The following is a 21418-nucleotide window of genomic DNA, read 5'->3' on the forward strand; positions in this document are numbered from 1 at the left end:
TCATGGGAGTTCCGCTGCGGCCGGTGGCGGCGCGTTCGGTGTACCGCGAGTACGCGCCACCCGCCGCGCTGGCCGACGTGGTGGCCTGTGGCTGGCATGGGAGCACCGGCTGGGCGCGGCCACTGCGCGTCCTCCCCGACGGCTGCGCGGACCTCGTCTGGGACGGCGACGTGCTCACGGTCGTCGTCACCGTCGGCGCGCCCCTGCGGCTGTGGGTCCCGGCGTCGGCGACCCGGATCGGGGTTCGCCTGCGCTGCGGGGCCGCGGCTGCCGTGCTGGGGACAGCCATGCCGGAGCTGCCCGCCGTGACCAGGCTGAGCGACCTCTGGGGCGCCGACGCCCGCCGCGCCGAAGAAATGCTCGCTCTCACCACGGATCCCTTGGCGCAGCGCGGAATCCTCGAAACGCTCGTCGCCTGCCGGGACGGGGTGCCCGACCGGCGGGTGCTGGCCGCCGTCCAGGCCCTCGGCACGCACACGCGGACGTCCGACATCGCCGTGGGGCTCAGCGAACGCTCGTTGCGGCGGCACTTCGTCCACGCCGTCGGGGCCGGGCCGAAGCAGCTGCACCGCGTCCGGCGGTTCCAGCGGTTCCTCCGGCTCCTCGGGCCCCTGTCCGCCGGGCGGGCGTCGCTGGCCGGTGTCGCCGCCGGGCTCGGGTACGCCGACCAGTCCCACCTCGGCCGCGAATGCCGCCGCCTGTCCGGTTCCTCCCCCGCCGCGCTCGTGCGGGTGGCCGAAAAGTTCCAGACGGCCGGCCCGCCCGCGCGCCACGATCGGGCGCATGTTCCGAGTCACCATCGCGGTGCGCGCTGACGACCTCGACCCGAACGGCCACGTGCGCGGCCCGGCCTACCTCGCCTACGCCGACCACGCGCGCTGGGTGTGCGTCCGGGCCGCCGGGATCGACCCGGCCGACCTGGCCGCCCGCCGGATCGGGCCGGTGAACCTGGAGACGACCGTCCGGTTCCACCGGGAGCTCGTGCCCGGCAGCGAGGTTTCGGTCAGCTGCGAATTCCGTTACAGCGAAGGCAAAACCTCGCGCGTCGAGCAGGAGTTCCGCACGCCGGACGGCACGCTCGTCGCCTCGGTGTCGTCGGTGTCGGGCCTGCTGGACCTCGACCGGCGCCGGTTGCTGCCCGGCCCCGGCGCGTACTGGCAGGAGCTGGCCGCCCGGCCCGAACTGCTCGGCCTGGCGCCGAAAACGACGTGATCTTTCCCGGCAGGCTCACTACTGTGGCGCCGTGCCCGACCACGACTACGTCGACCCCTACCTCGCCTCCCTCTACGACGCGCTGAACCCGCGCGAGAGCAGCGGCGACTTCGCCTTCTACCTGCCGATGATCATGGCCGCGGAGTCGGTGCTGGACGTCGGGTGCGGCACCGGTTCCCTGCTGCACTGGGCGCGCGAATCCGGCCACGAAGGACGGCTCGTGGGGCTCGATCCCGCCGAGGGCATGCTCATCCAGGCGCGCCGCCGGGACGACATCGAATGGGTGCACGGCGATTTGTCGACCGCTTCCTGGGACGCCGAGTTCAGCTTCGCCGTGATGACCGGGCACGCGTTCCAGGTGCTGCTGACCGACGACGAGCTGCGGACGGCGTTCTCGGCGGTCCGGCGGGCGTTGCGGCCCGGCGGCCGGTTCGGCTTCGAGACGCGCAACCCGGCGGCCCGCGCTTGGGAGCGCTGGACCCCTTCGCACGTCTGGGAAGCCGGCGAGGTCCGCTCGTGGAACGACGCCGGGCCGTACGAAAACGGATACGTCAGCTTCAAGACGACGTACGAAAGCCCGACCTGGGACGCGCCGCGATACAGCGAAAGTACGCTGCGTTTCCTCGACGTGCCTTCGCTCAACAGCTTCATCGAGGAAGCCGGGCTGGTCGTCGACGAGCAGTACGGCTACTGGGACCGCACGCCGGTGACCGACGCGAGCCCGGAGATCGTCACGATCGTGCGGCGTCCCCTCACCTGAAGTCCCGCGACTTCGCCTTGATCCGCATCGGCAGTGCTTCGACGCGGTCGGCGAGGACGCTGACCACGCCGTCGGCCTTCTCCACCACCCCGCGGACCAGCAGCGCCGAGCTGGCGCGCGCGACGCGGTGGTAGCGCTGCCACAGGCCGAGCGTGCAGATCACGTTGACCATCCCCGTTTCGTCCTCGATGTTGAGGAAGGTGACCCCGCCGGCCGTGGCGGGGCGCTGCCGGTGCGTGACCGCGCCGCCGACCAGCACCCGGACGCCGTCGTCGAGGTCGGCCAGACCGCTCGCCGGGACGACGCCGAGCTCGTCGAGCCGGTCGCGGATGAACTCGGTCGGGTAGCTGCCGGGTGAGACGCCGGTGGCCCAGACGTCCGCCGCCGCGACGTCGAGGCCGTCCATCCCGGGCAGCACCGGCGCCTCCGCGCCCAGCAGGCCGGGCAGCTTCTCCGGGCGTTCCCCGGCGACCGCGCCCGCCATCCACAGCGCCTGCCGCCGGTCGCCGCCGAAGCCGGCGAAGGCACCGGCGGTGGCGAGGGCCTCGATCTGCGGCGTGGTCAGCCGCACCCGGCGGGCGACGTCGGCCATGTCCGCGTACCCGCCGTTCTGCTGCCGCTCGGCCACGATCCGCTTCGCCAGGTCCTCGCCGATCTTGCGCACGGTGCCCAGCCCGGTGCGCACGTCGTGGAACTCGCCGGTGCCCGCCTCCAGGGTGGCGTGCGGCAGGCTGCGGTTGACGTCCGGGCCGTGCACGGTGACGCCGTGCCGCCGCGCGTCGGCGACCAGGGACTGCGGCGAGTAGAACCCCATCGGCTGCGCCCGCAGCAAGCCCGCCAGGAACGCGTCCGGGTGGTAGAGCTTGAAGTAGGCACTCGAAAAGACCAGGTGCGCGAAGCTCAGCGCGTGGCTTTCCGGGAAGCCGAAGTTCGCGAACGCCTTGAGCTTCAGGAAGATCTTCTGCGCGAGTTCGGCTTCGACACCGTTCGCGGCGGCGCCGTCGAGGAACCGCTGCCGCAGCCGGTCCATCTTCCGGTCCGACCGCTTCGACCCCATCGCGTGCCGCAGCTGGTCGGCCTCCGCGGCGGTGAAGTTCGCGACGTCCAGCGCGATCTGCATCATCTGTTCCTGGAACAGCGGCACGCCATTGGTCTTGTGCAGCGCCTTCTCCAGCAGCGGGTGGTCGTAGGTCCACTTCTCGCGGCCCTGCTTGCGGCGGATGTAGGGGTGCACCGAGCCGCCCTGGATCGGGCCGGGCCGGATCAGCGCGACCTCCACGGCGAGGTCGTAGAACTCGCGGGGCTGCAGCCGCGGCAGCGTCGCCAGCTGGGCGCGGCTCTCCACCTGGAAGACGCCGATCGCGTCGGCTCGGCAGAGCATGTCGTAGACCTTGCCGTCGGCCAGGTCGAGCTCGGCGAGGTCGACCTTTTCGCCCTTGTGCTCCTCGACCAGGTCGATCATGTAGTGCAGCGCGGACAGCATGCCGAGGCCGAGCAGGTCGAACTTGACCAGCCCGGCGGCGGCGCAGTCCTCCTTCTCCCACTGGATCACGCTGCGGTCGGCCATCCGCGCCCATTCGACCGGCACGACCTGGCTGACCGGCTCCGCGCACATGACCATCCCGCCGGAGTGGATGCCGAGGTGCCGCGGGAAGTCCTCGAGTGCGAAGGCGAGCTGCACGACGTCGTCCGGGATGTCGTGGTCGTGGTCCTTTTCGGTGCTGTGCAGCGGGCCCCAGCGGTCGATCTGCTTGCTCCAGGCGTCCTGCTGGCCCGGCGAGTAGCCGAGGGCACGGGCGGCGTCGCGGACGGCGGAGCGGGCGCGGTAGGTGATCACGTTCGCGACCTGCGCGGTTCTCAAGCGGCCGTGCTTGCCGAAGACGTACTGGATGGCCTCTTCGCGGCGATCGGACTCGATGTCGAGGTCGATGTCGGGGTAGCCGTCGCGGTCCGGGGCGAGGAAGCGTTCGAAGAGCAGTTCGTAGGCGACGGAGTCGACCTTCGTGATGCCGAGCGCGTAGCAGACGGCGGAGTTCGCGGCCGAACCGCGGCCCTGGCAGAGGATGTCGTGCTCGCGGCAGAACCGGACGATGTCCCACACGATCAGGAAGTAGCCGGGGAAGCCGAGTTCTTCGATGATGGCGAGCTCGTGCTCGATCTGGGCGTTGGCTTTCTCTTCGTGCGCCTTGCCCTTGAAGCGTTCCTTCGCGCCTTCCTTCGTCAGGTGACGCAGGTAGGTCTTCTCGGTGTAGCCGTCGGGGACGTCGAAGGGCGGCAGCTCGGGGGCGATCAGCTTCAGCGGGAACGCGCATTCCATGCCGAGCAGGGCGCTGCGGCGGACGGCACCGGGGTACCGCCGGAACAGGACGTCCATTTCGGCACCGCTGCGCAGGAACGCCGTCCCGGCGGCGGGCAGCCACCCTTCGAGTTCGTCGATCCCCCGCCGAGCCCGGATGGCGGCGAGGGCATCGGCCAGCGGCGCGCGTTCGGGCCGGGCGTAGTGCGCGGCGGTGGTGGCGACGGTCGGGAGTCCCAGGTCGCCGGCGAGCTGCGTGAGGAGGTCGTTGTGGGTGCTGTCCAGCGGCTGGCGGTGGTCGGTGAGCTCGACGTAGACGTTGTCCCGCCCGAAGCGGTCCACGAGTTCGCCGAGTTTCTCGGCGGCGGCCGCCGGGCCGTGCGTGACGAGCGCCGAGCGCACCGCGCCTTTGCGGCACCCCGTCAGCACCACGCACTGCCCGGCGACCTCCTCGGCGACCGCACCGAGGTCGTAGATCGGCCGTCCCTTTTCGGCGTGGTGGTGGATCTGGCCGGCGGTGACGGCCCGGCAGAGGGCCCGGTAGCCCTGGTCGCCGCGGGCGAGCAGGAGGAGGTGCTCGCCTTCGGGGTCGGGAACGCCGTTCTGCGGGTTTCGAAGCCCGAAGCTGAGTTCGGTCCCGAAGACGGTGTTGACCCCGAGTTCCCGCGCAGCCTCGGCGAACCGCACAACGCCGTACATACCGTCGTGATCGGTGAGCGCAATGGCGTCCAGCTGGAGGCGCGCGGCCTCTTCGACGAGCTCTTCGGGATGGCTGGCACCGTCGAGGAAGCTGAAGTTGGAGTGGCAGTGAAGTTCGGCGTAGGGGACGCGGACGGCCTCGCCACCGTCATCGGTGCCGCGCGCGGGGAGGTCACCGGGGCGGCGGTAGTTCTCGCGGTGACGGCCCCAGGCGGGACTGTCACCGTGATCGCCGGGCGGGACGCCGCCAGCGAGGGTGCGGGCGAGGTCCTTCCAGCGGACGGGCGGGTTGTTCCAGCCCATTCAGTGGCCCCTGGGCTCTTCGGGGAGATGTTGCTCGGCTTCGCGGCGTCGGCGGTGCCAGTTGGTGGGGTGGTTCCAGCGGGACCGAGCTTCGCCATCGCTCATGCGGCTCGCTTCCGGCGCCGGGGTGCGGCGGTCGGTGCCGGCCGCGCTCCGACGCGCCTCGACACCGCTCATGCGGCAGCCGTTTTCGCGGGACGGGCGCGGGACCGGCAGCGTGATCACCGGGCAGACCCAGTCGTCGTCGCCGGGTGCTTCCGGCAGGTAGCCACGGACCGTCCAGCTTTCGCTCGGGTTCGGCTCGTCGGCCAGGGGCGCTGGGGTTTCGGCTGCCGGGAGCCGGTTCTGGGCCGCCCGCGCGCCGGGCTCGGGGGTTTCGGCCGACGGAAGCGGGTCGTGCGCCGCCCGCGCGCCGGGCTCCGGAACTTCAGCCGCCGGGAGCCGGTCGTGCGTTGCCCGCGCGCCGGACTCGGGCGTTTCGGCCGACGGAAGCCGGTCGTGGGCCGCCCGCGCGCCGGGCTCCGGAACTTCGGCCGCCGGGAGCCGGTCGTGGGCCGACCGCGCGCCGGGTTCCGGGACCTCCCGCAGCCAGTCGCGTTGTTCCGCTGCTCGGCGTGGGGTTGGTTCCGGCTCGGCGCGCAGCCAGTTTCGCAGCCTTTGTGCGTAGTCCTCGTCCATGCTCAGTCGTACACTCCCTCGACCGTCCACAGTGGATTTTCCGTGCCCGCGCAGTGCACCAGCACCGCCTCGGGTGGCTCATCTTCCTCGCCGGCCAGCACCAGCTGCAGCCGCGCGCGTGGCGGGCCCGGGCGCCGCCGGTCGCCCGCCAGGGGCCAGGGGCCCGCCCAGCCCACCACCTCGCGGCCCGCGGCGCCCGCGATGCTGAGCCGCCGCGGGGGCGATGTCACCTGGTCGCGGGCCGTGATGCCGACGGCCCGGCCGCCGTCGTCGAAGACCTGCGCCGGCACCGGCCGGTCGAGGACGGTCGCCGGGGACGGGGACGGCAGCCGTCCCGGCCACTTCGCGTCCGGCGGCGTCGTCCGCTCGCGCGGGTCGCCCCACGGCACCAGCCGGACCCGGCCCGCGGGATCGCGGCCGCCGTCCAGCACCGGTGTCACCACGCCTTCGGGGCCGAGCAGGCCCTGGACCCGCACGAACGCCCGGGCGGCGCGCTCGTCGGCCTCGTCGGAACCGCCGTTGCGCCACAGGTCGAGCTGCAGCGAACGCCCTTCGACGAGCTCCTCCGGCTCCAGCCGCAGCCGCACGACCCCGGACGTGGGACGTTGCCCCGGCCCGGCGCGCAACCAGCCTTCGAACTGCCAGCGCACACGATCGGCGACGCCGGACGGTGTCAGCGGTTCGGCGCACCGCCACGTGCGGCCGAGGTGTTCGCCGTCCTCGGTGACGGCGTGGATGCCGAGCCGGGTGCAGGCGAGACCGTGCCCGGCGAGGCCGGCGCAGAACCGCGCCGCGAGGCCCTTGGCGAGGAACGCGGCGACGTCGACCCGCTCGACGACCGGGTCGAACTCCTCGGTCAGCGTCAGTTCCGGCGGCGGCCGTCGACGCAGCGGCGGCCGTTCGGAGCGTCCGCGCGCCAGCCGGTGCGCGAGGACGCCGACGGTCCCGAAGCGGTTGACGACATCGCGTTCCGGCAAGGCGGCAAAGGCGCCGAGCGTCTTCAACCCGAGGCGTCGCAACAGGTCGACGAGGTCTGCCCGCTCGGCACCGGGTTGGTCGAGTTCGGTGACGGGCAGCGGCGCGAGGAATTCGGCAACGCACCCGGGTTCGACCAAGGCGCCGACCCGAGCGGCGAGCGTCGCGGCGAAGAGCCCCTCGGCCACGCCGACCTGACACTCGACCCCGGCGGCGGCCGACACCTCGTCGAGGAGCCGTTCGACGAGCGCGTGTTCCCCATCGAAGTACCCGGCAGCCCCGGCCACGGGCACGGCAACCAGCCCCGGCCGAACGACCTCGACCCCGACGACGAGCCCTTCGACCGCCCGCGCGACGGCCTCGAAGAGCCGAGCATCCCGCCCGTCGTCCGCGGCGAAGACGGCCAGCTCAGGACAGTTCGACTGCGCTTCCCGCCGCCGCATCCCCCGCCGGACACCGCCTCGCCGAGCGGCGGCGTTGCAGGCAACGACCCGGTTGGCAGCGAAGACGGCAACGGGCCGGCTGACGGCAACACCGCCGACGGCCGCCGCGGAGACGGCTGGCCAGTCCGGACACCACAGGACAAGCATCCGGGTGGGGGTGTCGGGCGCACCGCGCTGAGCTGGGACGGTCACGCGACCTCCCGCGGCAGGGGTTGAAACGGTCGCCTCGCGTACCGGAAGGGTCGGCTTGTGTACCCGGCCGGACGACTCGCGTACCTGGAGGGTCGGCTTGCGTATCGGGACGGACGACACGCGTACCCAGACGGACGACTCGCGTATCCGGACGGACGACACGCGCGCCCAGACGGACGGCTCACGTGACTGGACGGGCCACACACGTGACTGGAGGGGCATCTCGCGTGACTGGACGGGCCACACACGTGACTGGAGGGGCATCTCATCGCGCGTGGGTGGAGGGGTGGCTCGCGTGGGTGGAGGGGTGGCTTGTTTGGTGCTGGGGGTGGGTTGGGGGTGTCATGCGGTGGCCTCGCGGAGCGAGGGGGTGGGGACCAGGCTGGTCAGTTCGCCGTCGAGGGAGGGCATGGCGAGCTCGGCCGTGAGGGGGCGGGCCGCCGCGCCGCGGCCGTGGGCGCGGACCAGCACCCGGCGTGACCGCAGGTGTCCGTAGCCCTCCGCCGTGCCCGACCACGGCTCGCGGCGGCACGACAGCTCCACGTCCGCGCCCGGCCAAGCCCCCACCGACAGCAGGACCGCGCCTCGATGGCGGGCGCGGGCCGACAGCCGCCGCGCCACCGATGGCTGCAGCGTGTCCGCTTGGACCGCCACCAGGTCCACCCCGTCCAGCAACGCCACCACCACCGCCGGGAGCTCCGCCCCCGGCCGCGGGACCAGCGCCACCCGGGCGAGGTCCACGCCGTACTCGGCCGCCGCCGCCAGCCCCAGCGACGGCAGACCGACCACGGCCGCCCACGAACCCGAATCCGTGGGCGAGGCGAGCAGCGCGAGCAGCAGCGACGTCCCCCCGTGGACCGCCACCGTGCTCCCGCGCCGGAGCCCCGCGCCGGGCAGCAGCCCGGCCAGCGCCGGGACGACCGGGAGCACCCTTCCCGTCGCCCTGGCCCGCTCGGCCTGGGCCGCCACACGGCTCGCCGTGCTGACCCCGGGCAGGGCCGCCAGCCGGGCCACCGGCGGCTCCACCACAGCGGTCACCGCACGCACCTCCCCACCACGGACTAAGCCGGCGGCCGGGCCTCTCCCAAAACACGACCGACGACTCTGGTTCGCCGCGGGGAAGGCGGCGGTGTTCATGTCGAACACGTGTTCGACATGAACCAGTCAACCGCGATCCGCCCGAGGTGTCAAGTCACCCACTAGTGGGGTACGCGGCCTGGAAAGCCAGGCGTTCGTCGGCGCCGGAAGCGAGCCGCTCGAGCTCGTCGTCGAGGGCCAGGAACGTCTCCCAAACCGGCCCGCCGAGCCCCTCGGCGACCCGTTGTTCCAGGTCCGGCAGCCGCTTCCCCTTCCAGACCTTGTCCGCCAGGGTGACGAGCAGGTCGTCCAAGGTGACGTCGGCGGACTCCCAGGAACCGTGCGTACGCGCGAAGCGCGCCAGGCCCTCCTCGACCCCTTGCGCGAGCAGCAGCCGGTACCCCGCCTCCTCGTGCAACGACCCCGGCCCGGACAGCTCGGCGGGGTGCCGGACCTTCCCGATGTCGTGCGTGGCCGCACCGAACAGCACCGCCGGGACGTCCACCCGCGGTCCCACCCAGCCGGTCAGGGTGACGGCGACGTCGTGCACCACCCGCAGGTGCGCGCCCAGCCGCGGCGGCGCGCCCAGCGTTTCCAGCAACGCACGGGCGCGCGGCGGCAGCGGGGCGAATCCGGGGGCGTCGAGCGCGCGGCTGAGCAAGGTCACCCCCGCCACCGTAATGAAGTTGCCCCGGCCCGCGCCGGTCACTAGACAGGCGGCGTGGAGCTCACCGACGCCGGCCCCGAAGACGCCCCGGAACTGCTGGTCCTGCAACGCTGCTGCTGGGTCCAGGAGGCCCTCCTCAACGACACCCTCGACATCCCCGCGCTGCACGAATCCCTCGAAGACGTGCGCGACTGGACGAAGACGTGGTCGGTGTGGCTGCTGCGGGCCGGCCACCGGCTGATCGGGGCCGTGCGCGCCCGCCTCGACGGGGACTGCTGGGAGGTCGGCAGGCTGATGGTCGCGCCGGACTTCGCCGGCCGCGGGCTGGGACGGCAGCTGCTCGCCCACGCCGAAGCGCAGGCACCCGCCGGGGCCCGCCGGTTCGCGCTGTTCACCGGGGCGCGCAGCACTCGCAACATCACGATGTACCAGCGGGCCGGCTACCGGCTCACCGAGCCGCCCGCGGCCGGTGGCCACATCCGGGGCGCGGTGTACCTGGAGAAAGACGTCACGCTGCGCGAAAAATCCGGTCCGGCCGCCTGACGCTGCGGCGTCGGCTAGATTGCCCCGTGGACTTGGGGGTGACGATGACCGGACCGCGGAGACGGCCGATCCTGTGGGCCGCCGGCGCGCTCGCCGCGGCGGCCGCGGTGCTCGCCGTCGTGCTGACCGCCGGCGGCGGGGTGCCCGGCGCCACGGCCGCGGCCCCGGGGCCGACCACCATCGGCGCCGAGTGGCGCTCGTTCCGCGCCGACGTCACCGGGATCCGCCCCGGCCCCGACGAGCGCAGCCTGTTCGTGCAGGTCGCGCTGCCCGGCAAGGACCCCGGCTGCGTCCGCGAGCCGCGGATCGAGCAGCTCGTGGAGGCGAAGACCGACATCCGCGCCGACGTCGTCTACTCGACCCGGCCCGCGGCGGGCGGCTGCCAGGACAAGGTCCCCGCGGAGCTGCGGTTGACGACGTCGGCCCCGGTCGCGGACCGGACGGTGATCCTCAACTCCGACACCGGCAACGCCTGGCACAAGCTCGGCGCCGGCTGGGGCCACTGCGACCGCCAGGGCACCTGCGCCCCGCCCGCCGACCACTGCGACCCGGCGTGGATCGGCGCGGCGGTGTCGGCCGCGGGCGCCGAAAGCGCGGGCACCACCCGCGCCTGCGACCCGGCCTGGCTGCTCGTCGACCTGCTGGTGCGCCAGACCGAGCCGCCGTCGCGCACCGCGTTCCGCTGGAGCGATTCGGGGTGGACGTCGTTCGCGCAGACCCGGGCCGCCGGCTGCACGGACATCCTGGCGGCCGACCGGAAGTTCCCGGTCGCGCTCTGCAAGACGCTGCCCGCGCCCGCCTAGCGCAGCTTCTTGACGATCTCCGCGCCGACGGCCCGCACGGCGGCGTCGGTTTCCTCCTGCGGCATCGGCGAGTTCGAGAAGAACCCCTTGTCCCAGCCGGACACTTCGAGGACGACGACCGTCGTGCCCTTCAGGACGTGCAGTTCGGATCCGCTGAACGCGCTGTCGTTGGCCAGCCGGACCAGGACCGCCTTGTCGCCGATGCCGCGCACGTCCGTCGGCGGGATCACCGGCGCCTTCGGCGTGAACAGGTCGTTCGCCTGCTCGCGCGCGCTGTCGCCGGAGTACCGGGTGATCTGGACGTGCATGGTGGCGTCGCGGACGTTCTCGTCCGGCCCCGGCTTCCAGCTGCAGCCCTGCTGCTTGACGCCCGGCAGGTCCTGGGCGCCCTGGCCGGCCAGGACGAAGCTCGGGAAGCCCGCCTTCTCCAGCACCGGCGCCGGGACCTGGCACTCGGCGGGCACCGGCGACGACGACGGCGCCGCGCCGGTGCTCGCGAAGTAGTCGCTCGCGAAGATGCCGAGCGGGATGCCCGCGCCGAGCAGCACGACGACGCCGCCGATGATGCCGAGGACCAGTCCGGTCCGCTTCTTCTTCGGCGGCGGCACCGGCGCGCCGTACCCGGCCGGCGGGTAGCCCGGCTGGGGCGGGTACCCGGGCGGCTGCTGCGGATAGCCCGGGTACCCCTGCTGACCACGGCCGTACGGCGGTTGCTGCATCGAGCCCTCCCTCTCGAAGCGAAGCGCGGGTCAGTGCGCGAAGTGGCGCGTCCCCGTCAGGTACATCGTGACGCCCGCCTTCTCCGCGGCCGCGATGACCTCGGCGTCGCGGACCGAGCCGCCCGGCTGCACGATCGCGCGAACACCCGCCTCGACCAGCACCTCCAGGCCGTCCGGGAAGGGGAAGAACGCGTCCGACGCGCCGACCGAGCCCTTCGCCCGGTCACCCGCCCGCGCGACCGCGAGCCGCGACGAGTCGACCCGGTTGACCTGGCCCATGCCGACACCGACGGTTGCGCCGTCCGCGGCCAGCAGGATCGCGTTGGACTTGACCGCGCGCAGCGAGCGCCACGCGAACTCGAGGTCGCGCAGGGTCTGCTCGTCCGCCGGGGTGCCGGTGGCCAGCGTCCACGCCGCCGGGTCGTCGCCGGGTGCGTCGATCGCGTCGGCGGTCTGCAGCAGGACGCCGCCGGAGATCGGGCGCAACTCGACCGGGAACGCCGGGGCCGCGGGCAGCTTCAGCAGCCGGATGTTCTTTTTGCGCTGCAGGATTTCCAGGGCTTCGGCGTCGAAGTCCGGGGCCAGCACGACCTCGGTGAAGACCTCGGCGATCTGCTCGGCGGCCTCGCGGCTGACCGGCCGGTTCGTCGCGATGACGCCGCCGTAGGCCGAAACCGGGTCGCACGCGTGGGCCTTGCGGTGGGCCTCCGCGATGTCGGTGCCGACCGCGATGCCGCACGGGTTGGCGTGCTTGATGATCGCGACGGCGGGCGCGTCGAAGTCGAACGCGGCCCGGCGGGCGGCGTCGGTGTCGACGTAGTTGTTGTAGGACATGGCCTTGCCGTGCAGCTGCTCGGCGTGCGCCAGGCCCGGGTTCTGGCTCTTGTAGAGCGCGGCCTTCTGGTGCGGGTTCTCGCCGTAGCGCAGGACGTCGGCGCGTTCCCAGGTGGCGCCGAGGAAGTCCGGGAAGCCGGCGTCGTCCGCGGGCGCATACGCGCTGGCGAACCACGACGCGACGGCCGTGTCGTACGCCGCCGTGTGCGCGTACGCCCGGGCCGCGAGGCGCTTGCGGTCCTCGAACTCGAACCCGCCGTCGGCGACGCGCTCGAGCACCCAGCCGTAGCTCGCCGGGTCGACGACGACCGCGACGCTGCCGTGGTTCTTCGCCGCCGCGCGGACCATGGCCGGGCCGCCGATGTCGATGTTCTCGACGCAGTCCTCCGGGCTCGCGCCGGACGCGACGGTCTGCGCGAACGGGTACAGGTTCACCACCAGCAGGTCGAACGCCGCGATGTCCAGCTGGCGCAGCTGCTCGACGTGGTCGGGGTTGCCCTGGTCGGCCAGCAGGCCGGCGTGCACGTTCGGGTGCAGCGTCTTCACGCGGCCGTCCAGCGACTCCGGGAAGCCGGTGACCTGCTCGACCGGCGTGACCGGGACGCCGGCGTCGGCGATCGCCTTCGCCGTCCCGCCGGTGGAGACGATCTCGACGCCGGCCGCGTGCAGGCCGGTCGCGAGGTCCAGGAGGCCCGCCTTGTCCGAGACGCCGATCAGCGCCCGGCGGACCGGGCGCCGTCCCAGGTCAGTGCTCACGAAATGTCACCTTTCGTCCGTCCACGGTGCAGCCACCGCGGCCGAGTCGCTCGATCGTTTCCACCAGCAGCCTGCGCTCGACGGCCTTGATCCGTTCGTGCAGGACGTTTTCGTCGTCGTCGCTCTCCACGACGACCGCCTCCTGGGCGATGATCGGCCCGGTGTCCACGCCGGCGTCGGCGAAGTGCACGGTCGAGCCGGTCACCTTGACGCCGGCGTCCAGCGCGTCGCGGACCGCGTGCATCCCGGGGAAGGACGGCAGCAGCGCCGGGTGCGTGTTGATCACCGTGAAGCGGCCGAGGAACTCACTCCCGAGGATCTTCATGAACCCGGCCGAGACGACCAGGTCGGGCCGGTAGGCCGCGACGGCCTCGGTCAGCGCCTTGTCCCACGCCGCGCGGTCGGGGTGGTCGGCGACGCGGACGGTGAACGCCGGGATGCTCAGCCGCTCGGCGCGGGTGAGGGCCTCGATACCGGTGCGGTCGGCGCCGACGGCGACGACCTTGGCCGGGAAGCCGGACCGCCCGGTGGCGTCCAGCACCGCCTGCAGGAGGGTGCCGGAGCCCGACGCGAGCACGACGAGCTTCACCGGGGTGGGCAGCTCCAACCGTTGAGACAGAGCGGGCTCCTTGCCGCGGGCGGTGCGCAGCCGGGCGCACGGCGCTTCACCAGGACACGTAAACCCTAACGGTCGCCCTCGTCCGGCTCGACGTCGCCGCAGGTCTCGGTGCCTCCGGTCACAGCGTCACCGGGTTCGGCCGGTTCCTCGAGGCCCAGCTCGGCGTCGGCTTCGGCGTCGAATTCGGCGTCCTCGGCCGAAATCTCCTCGTCCTCTTCGGACGCTTCGAGTCCTTCAGCCGCTTCGAGTTCCTCGACGGCTTCGGACGCTTCTTCGGCGTCGACCTCGTCGGCGTCCTGGAACGCTTCGTTGTCTTCGAGCGCTTCGGGCGGCGGCGCGGGCGGCTCGTGCTCACCCGCGAAGAACGCGACGAACGAACCCGGGACGACGATCCAGCAGAACGCGACCACCGAAGCCACGCCGACCGGGACGCTCACCGGGTCGAACGGGCCGTCGCCGAGCCGTCCGCCGGACAGCGTGCCCAGCACGACGCAGCCGAGCGCGACGACGGCACCGGCGATCGCGACCGCGCGGATGCGCTGCGCGGGATCGGCGTCGGCCTTGCGCAGCGTCCAGCCGGCCAGCGCACCGGCCGCCGCGGGCAGCACCAGCAGCGCCGGCCACCAGCCGGCGTGGTGCTCGGGCAGGCCGCCGAGCAGCGGGACGCCGGGCACGGCGCCCCCGCGGTAGGCGAACACGCCGACGTCCAGGCCGCCGATCGAGAACCCGGGCCCGGTGACGAACGACAGCGCGGCGGCGACGGCGTTCGGCAGGTAAAGCACCGAAAGCAGGAAGAGCCCGAAGCTGGTGCCGAAACCGGGCTCGTAGACGTCGGACACCGTCTTCCACGACACCGCGGTCGCGACGGTGAACACGGCCGCACCGCAGGCCACCAGCACGGCCAGGCCCAGCGCGCCGGTCCGCAGACCCCGCAGCGCCAGTGGGTCGAGGCGCTCCTCCACGACGTCCGGCAGCCCGCACGCCCGGGTGATCCCGGCGCATGACGCCGCCGCGGCCAGCAGGCCGGGCACGACGAAGGCGGTCACCGGGTTCGCCGTCACCGGCGAGCCCTGGGCGCAGAGGGCGACGACCAGCCCGAACACCGCGTGCGCGCCGGTGATCGTGACCAGGACCGGCAGCGCTTCGCGGAAGGACCGGCAGCCGAGGCGGCGGGCGGCGCCGGACGCCGTCCGCGCGGCCAGCGCGACCACGCCCAGCGTCGGCAGCAGCGGCAGCATCCCGAGTGGGTGACCCCCGATGGCGAGGCGCACCTGGTGCGCGGCGAGCCAGCCGGGCGCGGCGGCCAGCAGCACACCGGTGTCGGAGAAGACGGCGCGGCCGGCGGTGAGCGCGATCAGGGCGAGCCCGGCCGCGACCGCGGTGTAGCCGGTGACCAGCGGACCGAGGGCGGCGGCGAGCAACACCCGCACCCGCGCGGGCCGGGTGGGTGCGGGGTCGCTCACCGGCTCCTCGGGCGAGTCGGTGAGCAGGTCCATGCTGCGCACCCTGACATCCGGGCTGCTCCGTACGGGTGAGGCACGCCGCTGGCGGGGTGGGTGACGAACCCAACCCCACCCGTACGGGTAACCCCCGGACGCAGAACACCCGCTTTGACACGGAGGGTCACAGCGGGTGTCGGCGACGGAACGTCAGCTGGACTTGCCGAAGCCACCGGGCGGAGTGCCCGGGTTGTCCGGCGGCGGCTGCTGGAAGAACTGGCCCTGCTGCGGCGCGTACGTCGTGGCCTGCTGGCCCGGCGGCGGCGTGGTCGACGGCGGGTTCGGCGAACCGTACTGGCCCGGCTGCGAGAAGGGCGCCGACGGCTCACCGGTGGCGGCGACCGGCCCCGGCCCGTGGCCCGGCTGCCCGAACTGCTGGCCGGGCTGGCCGTACTGCTGCTGGCCGGACTGGCCCGGCTGGCCGTACTGGCCGCCGTAGGACGGCGCGGCCGGCTTCGGCGACGGCGGCTTGATCACGTCGTGCTCGATCAGCAGCGCGCCGACCGCGACGATCATCTGCAGGATGCCGAGGATCAGGATGACGGTGACGATGCCCGGGGTGGTGGGCAGCGCGACCAGCGCGTCGAGGGCACCGAGCGCGCCGAGGACGCTGAACAGCGCCGCGAACGGCAGCGTCTTCGGGCCCTTCGGCAGCACGTGCAGCCCGGCGAGCAGACCGGCGCCCAGCAGGAACGTCGTCGCGAGGCCGACGTCGGCGTTGTCCGAGAAGCCGAGGAAGTACTGCACGAGGCCGAAGACGGCGACGACCAGGGCGAGCAGCACCGGCAGGTTCTGCGGCAGGCCCGCGGCGCCGGCCGGTGCCTGGTGCGAGTGCGGCTGCTGCGCGGGGAAGCCGCTGGACGGCGGTCCGGGGGGCTGCTGGCCGCCACCCTGCTGGGGGTAGCCAGGCCCACCGCTGGGGAAGGTCATCGGATGCACTCCTGTCGGTTCACCGGCCCTGGCGGGCGCGCGGGCGCCCGGGGAAAGACGAGGCGGCTTGTGTGCGCAGAACGCTAGCGCACTCGAAGGCCGTCAGCCCACCAGACGCATGAATCCCTCGCGCGGTTTCATCCGGGAACGAGGAAAGGCCGGGCACTCGTCGAGTGCCCGGCCTCACCAGGAGTTACTTCTCGGAATCAGCCGAGGTTGTTGTACAGCTCACGCGCCAGGACGGCGGTCTCGCTCGGGGTCTTGCCGACCTTGACGCCGGCGGCCTCGAGGGCCTCCTTCTTGGCGGCGGCCGTGCCGGAGGAGCCCGACACGATGGCGCCCGCGTGGCCCATGGTCTTGCCCTCGGGCGCGGTGAAGCCCGCGACGTAACCGACGACCGGCTTCGTCACGTTCTCCTTGATGTAGGCCGCGGCGCGCTCTTCGGCGTCGCCGCCGATCTCGCCGATCATCACGATGACCTTGGTCTCGGGGTCGGCCTCGAACGCCTCGAGGGCGTCGATGTGCGTGGTGCCGATGATCGGGTCACCGCCGATGCCGACCGCGGTCGAGAAGCCGATGTCCCGCAGCTCGTACATCATCTGGTAGGTCAGCGTGCCCGACTTCGACACGAGGCCGATCTCGCCGGCCTTGGTGATGTCGGCCGGGATGATGCCGGCGTTCGACTTGCCCGGGCTGATCACGCCGGGGCAGTTCGGGCCGATGATCCGGGTCTTGTTGCCCTTCGCGACCGCGTGCGCCCAGAAGTAGGCCGAGTCGTGCACCGGGATGCCCTCGGTGATGACCACGGCGAGCGGGATCTCGGCGTCGATGGCCTCGACGACCGCGTCCTTGGCGAACTTCGGCGGCACGAAGATGACCGAGACGTCGGCGCCGGTCTCCTTGATGGCCTCCTCGACCGTGCCGAACACGGTGAGGTCCTTGCCCTCGATGGTGACGGTCTGGCCGGCCTTGCGGGCGTTGACGCCGCCCACGATGTTCGTGCCCGACTTCAGCATCTTGGTCGCGTGCTTCATGCCCTCGGAGCCGGTGAGCCCCTGGACGATGACCTTGCTGTTCTCGTTGAGGAAGATCGACATCTCACGCACCTGCCGCGGCGAGCTCGGCAGCCTTGTCGGCCGCGTTGTCCATTGTGTCCACCACGGTGACCAGCGGGTGGTTCGCGTCGGCCAGGATCTTGCGACCCTCCACGACGTTGTTGCCGTCCAGGCGGACGACCAGCGGCTTGGTGGCCTCGTCGCCCAGGATCTTCAGGGCCTCGACGATGCCGTTCGCCACCGCGTCGCAGGCGGTGATGCCGCCGAAGACGTTGACGAAGACGCTCTTCACGTCGGTGTCGTTGAGGATGACGTCCAGGCCGGCCGCCATGACCTCGGCCGACGCGCCGCCGCCGATGTCGAGGAAGTTGGCCGGCTTCACGCCGCCGTGCTTCTCGCCCGCGTAGGCCACGACGTCCAAAGTGGACATGACCAGGCCGGCGCCGTTGCCGATGATGCCGACCTCGCCGTCGAGCTTGACATAGTTGAGGTCCTTGGCCTTGGCCTTGGCTTCGAGGGGGTTCTCGGCGTCCTTGTCCACCAGGGCTTCGTGGCCCGGCTGGCGGAAGGAGGCGTTCTCGTCGAGGGTGACCTTGCCGTCGAGGGCGATGATCTTGTCCTGCGGGTCGCGGACCAGCGGGTTGACCTCGACCAGGGTGGCGTCCTCGGAGACGAAGGTCTCCCAGAGCTTCACGACGACGTCGGCGGCCTCGTCGATGATCTCGGCCGGGAAGTTGCCGGCCTTCAGGATCTCGAGCGCCTTCGCCTTGTCCACGCCGGCGATCGCGTCGACGGGGATCTTGGCGAGCGCTTCGGGGCGCTCGACCGCGAGCTGCTCGATCTCCATGCCGCCTTCGGACGAGGCCATCGCCAGGAAGGTGCGGTTCGCCCGGTCCAGCAGGAAGGAGAAGTAGTACTCGGACGCGATGTCCGAGGCTTCCGCCACGAGCACGCGGCGCGTGATGTGGCCCTTGATGTCGAGGCCGAGGATGGCTTCCGCCTTCTCCTTCGCCTCGTCCGGCGTCTGGGCCAGCTTGACGCCGCCCGCCTTGCCACGCCCGCCGACCTTCACCTGCGCCTTGACGACGACCTGGGTGCCGATCTGCTCCGCGGCGGTCTTGGCTTCTTCGGGGTTGCTAGCCACGGCCCCCGGCAGAACCGGTACTCCGTGGGCGGCGAAGAGATCCCTCGCCTGGTACTCGTAGAGGTCCACTACTCCAGTCTCCTGACGACACGCCACTGTGGTGGTCCGTTGCCGGACCGCGCTGTCGGACCTGTCGAGGTTAGCGACCTGCGCAGACGCAGGGGACTCCGCACCTGGTGAAGTCGGTCACCGTGCGCGGTCAGACGGTGCTCCAGTGGTGTGAGACCGCCCACCGGAGAGGGATTCCAGCGTTTTCGCGGCGGTCTCGGCGGTGAAGAGGACGACGTCCCCGAGCGCGGCTTCGAGGCCCTCGGGCGGCGCGGCGCCGAGCACGCCGACCGCGTCCGGGTCCTCCTGTTCGGCGGTGCGGAGGATCTGCTCGGCGGTGTCCAGTGGGCCGGCGTGGACGACCTCGGCGCCGTCGTCGCGCAGCCGCCGCGCCCAGGCGACGGCGGCCGGGTCGGGCCGCGCGAACTCGACGAGCAGCACCCGGGGCCGGTCACGCCCCACGACGTCCCCCGGCGGCTGCCAGGACGGCGGCGGCGAGCAACGCGGCCGTGGCGGCGAGGGCGAGCCAGAATCCGGTGGCCGGGCTCGCGCCGCCGAGCGCACCGCCGACGAGCGGCAGCTCCGCGGCGTGCAGCGCGGTGAGCAGGGCAGCACCGGCGAGCAGGGCGGCGGCCGGCTTGGGCCGCGACCGCGTCGCGAGCGCGGCGGCCCCGACGACGACCACGGCGGCGGTCAGCAGTCCCCACGACGGGGTGTCGAAGCGGGACCAGAGGCCGGGGGCGACGTAACCGGGAAGGCCGAAGACGGGCAGCCCGAAGGCGGCGACGGCCAGCACCGCGCCGGCCGTGACGAGGGTGAGGTTCTTGCTCGGGGGTGTTCCGTCTCCCGCGTCTTCGCGTTCGACGACCCCGGTCCCGGCGGCGGCGAGCGCGGCCAGGACGGCGAGCACGAGCGCGGCGAAGGTCCAGGCGGCGCCGGCCCCGAGGTCGTAGGTGAAGACGGGGGCGGCCGCGCCGCCGAAGCCGGCGAGGTTGCCGGCCTGGGTGGCGGTGAGCGCGGTGTTGAGGACGGCGGTGCCGGCGAGCACGATCCCGGCCCAGGCAACCCCGAGCACGGGCCGCGCGACGGCGGCGGCCTTCGGCACGAGCACCCCGCCGGCGAGCACGGCGAGCACGAGCGCGGCGGCGAGCAGGAACCACCGGGCGGGACTGTCGGCGGCGGCGCTGACGGGCGCGGCGGCGCCCGGGTTCAGCGCGGTGACGGCGACCTGCGGCGCGAAGGCGCCGATGAGCGCGGCGAGCGCGGTGGCCAGGCCGAGGAGGCCGGTGGTGAGCCGCCACCAGAAGAGGCCGGGCAGTGTTGCGTGGCCCGCCAGGTCCGGTTCGGCTTTTTCGGTGAGTTTCGTGGTCGCGAGCCCGGCGACGACCGCCGTGGCGGCGAGGGCGAGCACGGGTCCCCAGGTGACGTCCAGGTCGTCCCGGAAGAGCCCGGCGAGCACGGGCGGCAGGGCAACGCCGAAGGCCCCGGCGGCCAGCCCGCCGAGCGCACCGCGGGCAACGTCCTCGGAGGGAGCGGCCAGTGCGAGAACGGCGGCGAGCGACAGGGCGGCGGCGAGCAGCAGGTAGCCGCCGAGGGCGGGCCACGGCCCTTCGAAGGCGGCGCGGGCGAGGAGGAAGCCGTTTTCGGAGTGCACGGGAGCGGTGAGCAGCCCGACGGCGGCGACGACGGCGAGCAGCGGGACGAGCAGCCGCCAGCGCCGGCGTTCGGGTTCGTCGTGGCTGCGGAGGGCCCGCCAGGCGAGAACGCCGGCACCGAGGGTGAGGACGTGCCCGGCGACGAGCAGCCAGAACCCGGCACCGACGGCGGAGCTGCCGAGGAACCGGTCGGGGAGGTAGAGCTCAGGCCGGATGGTGAGCGGCCCGTTGACGGCGAACTGCAGGTCGAGCACGAGCCGCCCGGGAGCGAGGGCGGCGAGGCCGAGGATCAGGCCACCGGCGAGGGCGGGTTTCCGGGAGGCGAGCCAGCCGGCGACGGCGACGGGGCCGAGGGCGAGGAGGGCTAGCCAGGGCCAGGCGGTGAAGCCGGGGCCGGCGGCTGGGGAGACCGGGACGATGGCACCGGCGGTGAGGGCTAGGGCGCCGAGGATGGCCAGGGCGAGCGCGGGGCGGGTTTCGGTGTCGTCGGCCCAGGGTGCGGGGTCGGTGGGAGGGGCGGACTGCGGCGGGTTGGCGGTGCGGACCTTGCCGGGGGGATTCGAGGTGGCCCTGCACGAGGCCACCTTTGCGGCGGCAGGCTCGGGCTGGGCTGGGTCGGCGGAGCCACGCATGCTCGCAGCGGAAGGCTCGCTCGGAGGTGGCTCGGCGGCAGCAGGCGCGGAGCGAGGCGCGCCGGCAGGGTCGGATCGCAGCGGCTCGCCGGAGCTAGCCGCGCTGGCCGGCTCTCGTGGCGGGGGCTCGGCGGGGCTCTGCGCGGCCCGGCCGATGCCGGACTTCGGGGTCGGCTCGCCGGAATCACCCGCGCCGACCGGCTCCCGGTGCGGCGGCTCAGCAGAGCTCTGCGCGGCCTCGCCGATGCCGGACTTCGGGGTCGGCTCGCCGGAGCCACCCGCGCCAGCCGGCTCCCGGTGCGGCGGCTCAGCAGAGCTCTGCGCGGCCCGGCCGATGCCGAACTGCGGCGTGGGCTCGCCGGAGGGGGCCGCGGCGGGGAATTGCTCGGTGGGCTCCTGCGCAGCTTGGCCGATCCCGGACTTCGGCGTGGGCTTGCCGGGGGCCGGGTCTTCCGGGGGGCCGGGGGTGCTTCCGGTGGGGGGCTCTGAGCGTGGGGGCATATTGCCCGCGACGCTAGCAAGTTCGGGCCCTTCCGGACCCGCCGACGGGCGCGAGTCGTCGAAAGCGCCTCAACCTCCTGTCGCAATCTCTTATTCCCGGCCGTGACCCCTCCCGAGACCGTTTCCGGGCTCTCGATAGGCCTTCACGGACCCTGAACCCTGTAAGGGAAGTCACACCGAACGCCGTAAACCCCCTCTAACTTTGGGTGATTTCCACAGGTGAGCGGCTTGCCGACTCCACCCGATCGGCCGACAGCGGGGGCACATCTTGCCGACAGCGGTACCCCTTCGTTACTGTCCCGGGGTCCCCATTACAGTCAGGTCACGAAGTAGGACGCCGAGCAAACCACCCCCGAGGTTGGCTCACCGGGTTCCCCC

General features: G+C 72.9%; 19 protein-coding genes. 5 read left to right on the top strand and 14 right to left on the bottom strand.

Annotated features, from left to right (window positions below; translation table 11 throughout):
• Positions 1-2 precede the first annotated feature (2 nt).
• From OO60_RS44585 to OO60_RS13250, 3 genes are read left to right on the top strand one after another with little or no spacing between them, the layout of a single operon-like run.
• Positions 3-815 carry a helix-turn-helix domain-containing protein gene (locus OO60_RS44585; protein ID WP_063749390.1) on the top strand — a complete coding sequence of 271 codons (813 nt, stop codon included), beginning with the start codon at positions 3-5 and terminating at the stop codon, positions 813-815.
• Positions 784-1212, top strand: a complete 429-nt coding sequence (locus tag OO60_RS13245; protein ID WP_003059523.1) for an acyl-CoA thioesterase — start codon at positions 784-786, stop codon at positions 1210-1212. Before OO60_RS44585 ends, OO60_RS13245 begins: the two co-directional genes overlap by 32 nt.
• Positions 1213-1243: 31 nt before the next feature.
• Positions 1244-1972 (top strand): class I SAM-dependent methyltransferase, encoded by a 729-nt coding sequence (locus OO60_RS13250; protein WP_003059525.1) that lies wholly within the window; start codon positions 1244-1246, stop codon positions 1970-1972.
• On the opposite strand, the gene OO60_RS13255 is transcribed toward OO60_RS13250, so the two are convergent.
• The 5 genes from OO60_RS13255 to OO60_RS13275 all read right to left on the bottom strand — a co-directional run bounded on the left by OO60_RS13255 (position 1965) and on the right by OO60_RS13275 (position 9302).
• Complete coding sequence (locus tag OO60_RS13255; protein WP_003059529.1) at positions 1965-5270, bottom strand: error-prone DNA polymerase; 3306 nt, start codon at positions 5268-5270, stop codon at positions 1965-1967. The two genes, OO60_RS13250 and OO60_RS13255, sit on opposite strands and share 8 nt — an antisense overlap.
• Entirely contained in the window at positions 5271-5948 is a 678-nt protein-coding gene (locus OO60_RS47755) for a hypothetical protein (RefSeq protein WP_003059531.1), read from the bottom strand.
• Positions 5949-5950: 2 nt separating this feature from the next.
• The gene (locus tag OO60_RS13265; RefSeq protein WP_033261424.1) at positions 5951-7513 is read right to left on the bottom strand and encodes a DNA polymerase Y family protein; all 1563 of its coding nucleotides are present in this window, start codon (positions 7511-7513) and stop codon (positions 5951-5953) included.
• Positions 7514-7900: 387 nt separating this feature from the next.
• Positions 7901-8596, bottom strand: a complete 696-nt coding sequence (locus OO60_RS13270) for a hypothetical protein (protein ID WP_003059539.1) — start codon at positions 8594-8596, stop codon at positions 7901-7903.
• A gap of 154 nt (positions 8597-8750) precedes the next feature.
• Complete coding sequence (locus OO60_RS13275; protein WP_240490588.1) at positions 8751-9302, bottom strand: HD domain-containing protein; 552 nt, start codon at positions 9300-9302, stop codon at positions 8751-8753.
• A 54-nt stretch (positions 9303-9356) separates the two neighbouring features.
• Between OO60_RS13275 and OO60_RS13280 the strand changes: the two genes are divergently transcribed.
• Both OO60_RS13280 and OO60_RS13285 read left to right on the top strand, forming a co-directional pair.
• Positions 9357-9845 carry a GNAT family N-acetyltransferase gene (locus OO60_RS13280; RefSeq protein ID WP_003059544.1) on the top strand — a complete coding sequence of 163 codons (489 nt, stop codon included), beginning with the start codon at positions 9357-9359 and terminating at the stop codon, positions 9843-9845.
• Between the two features lie 44 nt (positions 9846-9889).
• Positions 9890-10648 (top strand): hypothetical protein, encoded by a 759-nt coding sequence (locus OO60_RS13285; protein ID WP_051767694.1) that lies wholly within the window; start codon positions 9890-9892, stop codon positions 10646-10648.
• Here OO60_RS13285 and OO60_RS13290 read toward each other — a convergent pair.
• The 9 genes from OO60_RS13290 to OO60_RS13330 all read right to left on the bottom strand — a co-directional run bounded on the left by OO60_RS13290 (position 10645) and on the right by OO60_RS13330 (position 20539).
• Positions 10645-11367 (bottom strand): hypothetical protein, encoded by a 723-nt coding sequence (locus tag OO60_RS13290; protein ID WP_033261425.1) that lies wholly within the window; start codon positions 11365-11367, stop codon positions 10645-10647. The two genes, OO60_RS13285 and OO60_RS13290, sit on opposite strands and share 4 nt — an antisense overlap.
• A 30-nt stretch (positions 11368-11397) precedes the next feature.
• A complete protein-coding gene (gene purH / locus OO60_RS13295) occupies positions 11398-12957 on the bottom strand; it encodes a bifunctional phosphoribosylaminoimidazolecarboxamide formyltransferase/IMP cyclohydrolase (RefSeq protein WP_033261426.1) in 1560 nt (519 codons plus the stop codon).
• Positions 12947-13564 (bottom strand): phosphoribosylglycinamide formyltransferase, encoded by a 618-nt coding sequence (gene purN / locus OO60_RS13300; protein ID WP_033261427.1) that lies wholly within the window; start codon positions 13562-13564, stop codon positions 12947-12949. The genes purH and purN overlap by 11 nt, the downstream gene beginning before the upstream one ends.
• Positions 13565-13641: 77 nt before the next feature.
• Positions 13642-15081: a cell division protein PerM gene (locus OO60_RS13305; RefSeq protein ID WP_156081304.1), complete on the bottom strand. Its 1440-nt coding sequence runs from the start codon at positions 15079-15081 to the stop codon at positions 13642-13644.
• Positions 15082-15225: 144 nt separating this feature from the next.
• Complete coding sequence (locus tag OO60_RS13310; RefSeq protein ID WP_003091572.1) at positions 15226-16005, bottom strand: DUF5336 domain-containing protein; 780 nt, start codon at positions 16003-16005, stop codon at positions 15226-15228.
• A 206-nt stretch (positions 16006-16211) separates the two neighbouring features.
• The gene (gene sucD / locus OO60_RS13315) at positions 16212-17102 is read right to left on the bottom strand and encodes a succinate--CoA ligase subunit alpha (protein ID WP_003091570.1); all 891 of its coding nucleotides are present in this window, start codon (positions 17100-17102) and stop codon (positions 16212-16214) included.
• Position 17103: 1 nt separating this feature from the next.
• Positions 17104-18273, bottom strand: a complete 1170-nt coding sequence (sucC, locus tag OO60_RS13320; RefSeq protein ID WP_003091568.1) for an ADP-forming succinate--CoA ligase subunit beta — start codon at positions 18271-18273, stop codon at positions 17104-17106.
• Positions 18274-18390: 117 nt separating this feature from the next.
• Entirely contained in the window at positions 18391-18714 is a 324-nt protein-coding gene (locus OO60_RS13325; RefSeq protein WP_033261429.1) for a hypothetical protein, read from the bottom strand.
• Positions 18704-20539 carry a hypothetical protein gene (locus tag OO60_RS13330; protein WP_033261430.1) on the bottom strand — a complete coding sequence of 612 codons (1836 nt, stop codon included), beginning with the start codon at positions 20537-20539 and terminating at the stop codon, positions 18704-18706. Before OO60_RS13330 ends, OO60_RS13325 begins: the two co-directional genes overlap by 11 nt.
• Positions 20540-21418: the final 879 nt, after the last annotated feature.

The sequence above is a fragment of the Amycolatopsis vancoresmycina genome, assembly GCF_000716785.1.
Lineage (GTDB): Bacteria > Actinomycetota > Actinomycetes > Mycobacteriales > Pseudonocardiaceae > Amycolatopsis > Amycolatopsis vancoresmycina.

Bases quoted from the DNA above. Each gene is read 5' to 3' on its own strand.
- OO60_RS47755 (WP_003059531.1), bottom strand. From the start codon at position 5,948: ATGGACGAGGACTACGCACAAAGGCTGCGAAACTGGCTGCGCGCCGAG.
- sucD (WP_003091570.1), bottom strand. From the start codon at position 17,102: ATGTCGATCTTCCTCAACGAGAACAGCAAGGTCATCGTCCAGGGGCTC.
- OO60_RS13265 (WP_033261424.1), bottom strand. From the start codon at position 7,513: ATGCTTGTCCTGTGGTGTCCGGACTGGCCAGCCGTCTCCGCGGCGGCC.
- OO60_RS44585 (WP_063749390.1), top strand. From the start codon at position 3: ATGGGAGTTCCGCTGCGGCCGGTGGCGGCGCGTTCGGTGTACCGCGAG.
- OO60_RS13245 (WP_003059523.1), top strand. From the start codon at position 784: ATGTTCCGAGTCACCATCGCGGTGCGCGCTGACGACCTCGACCCGAAC.
- OO60_RS13285 (WP_051767694.1), top strand. From the start codon at position 9,890: ATGACCGGACCGCGGAGACGGCCGATCCTGTGGGCCGCCGGCGCGCTC.
- OO60_RS13255 (WP_003059529.1), bottom strand. From the start codon at position 5,270: ATGGGCTGGAACAACCCGCCCGTCCGCTGGAAGGACCTCGCCCGCACC.
- OO60_RS13310 (WP_003091572.1), bottom strand. From the start codon at position 16,005: ATGACCTTCCCCAGCGGTGGGCCTGGCTACCCCCAGCAGGGTGGCGGC.
- OO60_RS13330 (WP_033261430.1), bottom strand. From the start codon at position 20,539: ATGCGTGGCTCCGCCGACCCAGCCCAGCCCGAGCCTGCCGCCGCAAAG.
- OO60_RS13290 (WP_033261425.1), bottom strand. From the start codon at position 11,367: ATGCAGCAACCGCCGTACGGCCGTGGTCAGCAGGGGTACCCGGGCTAT.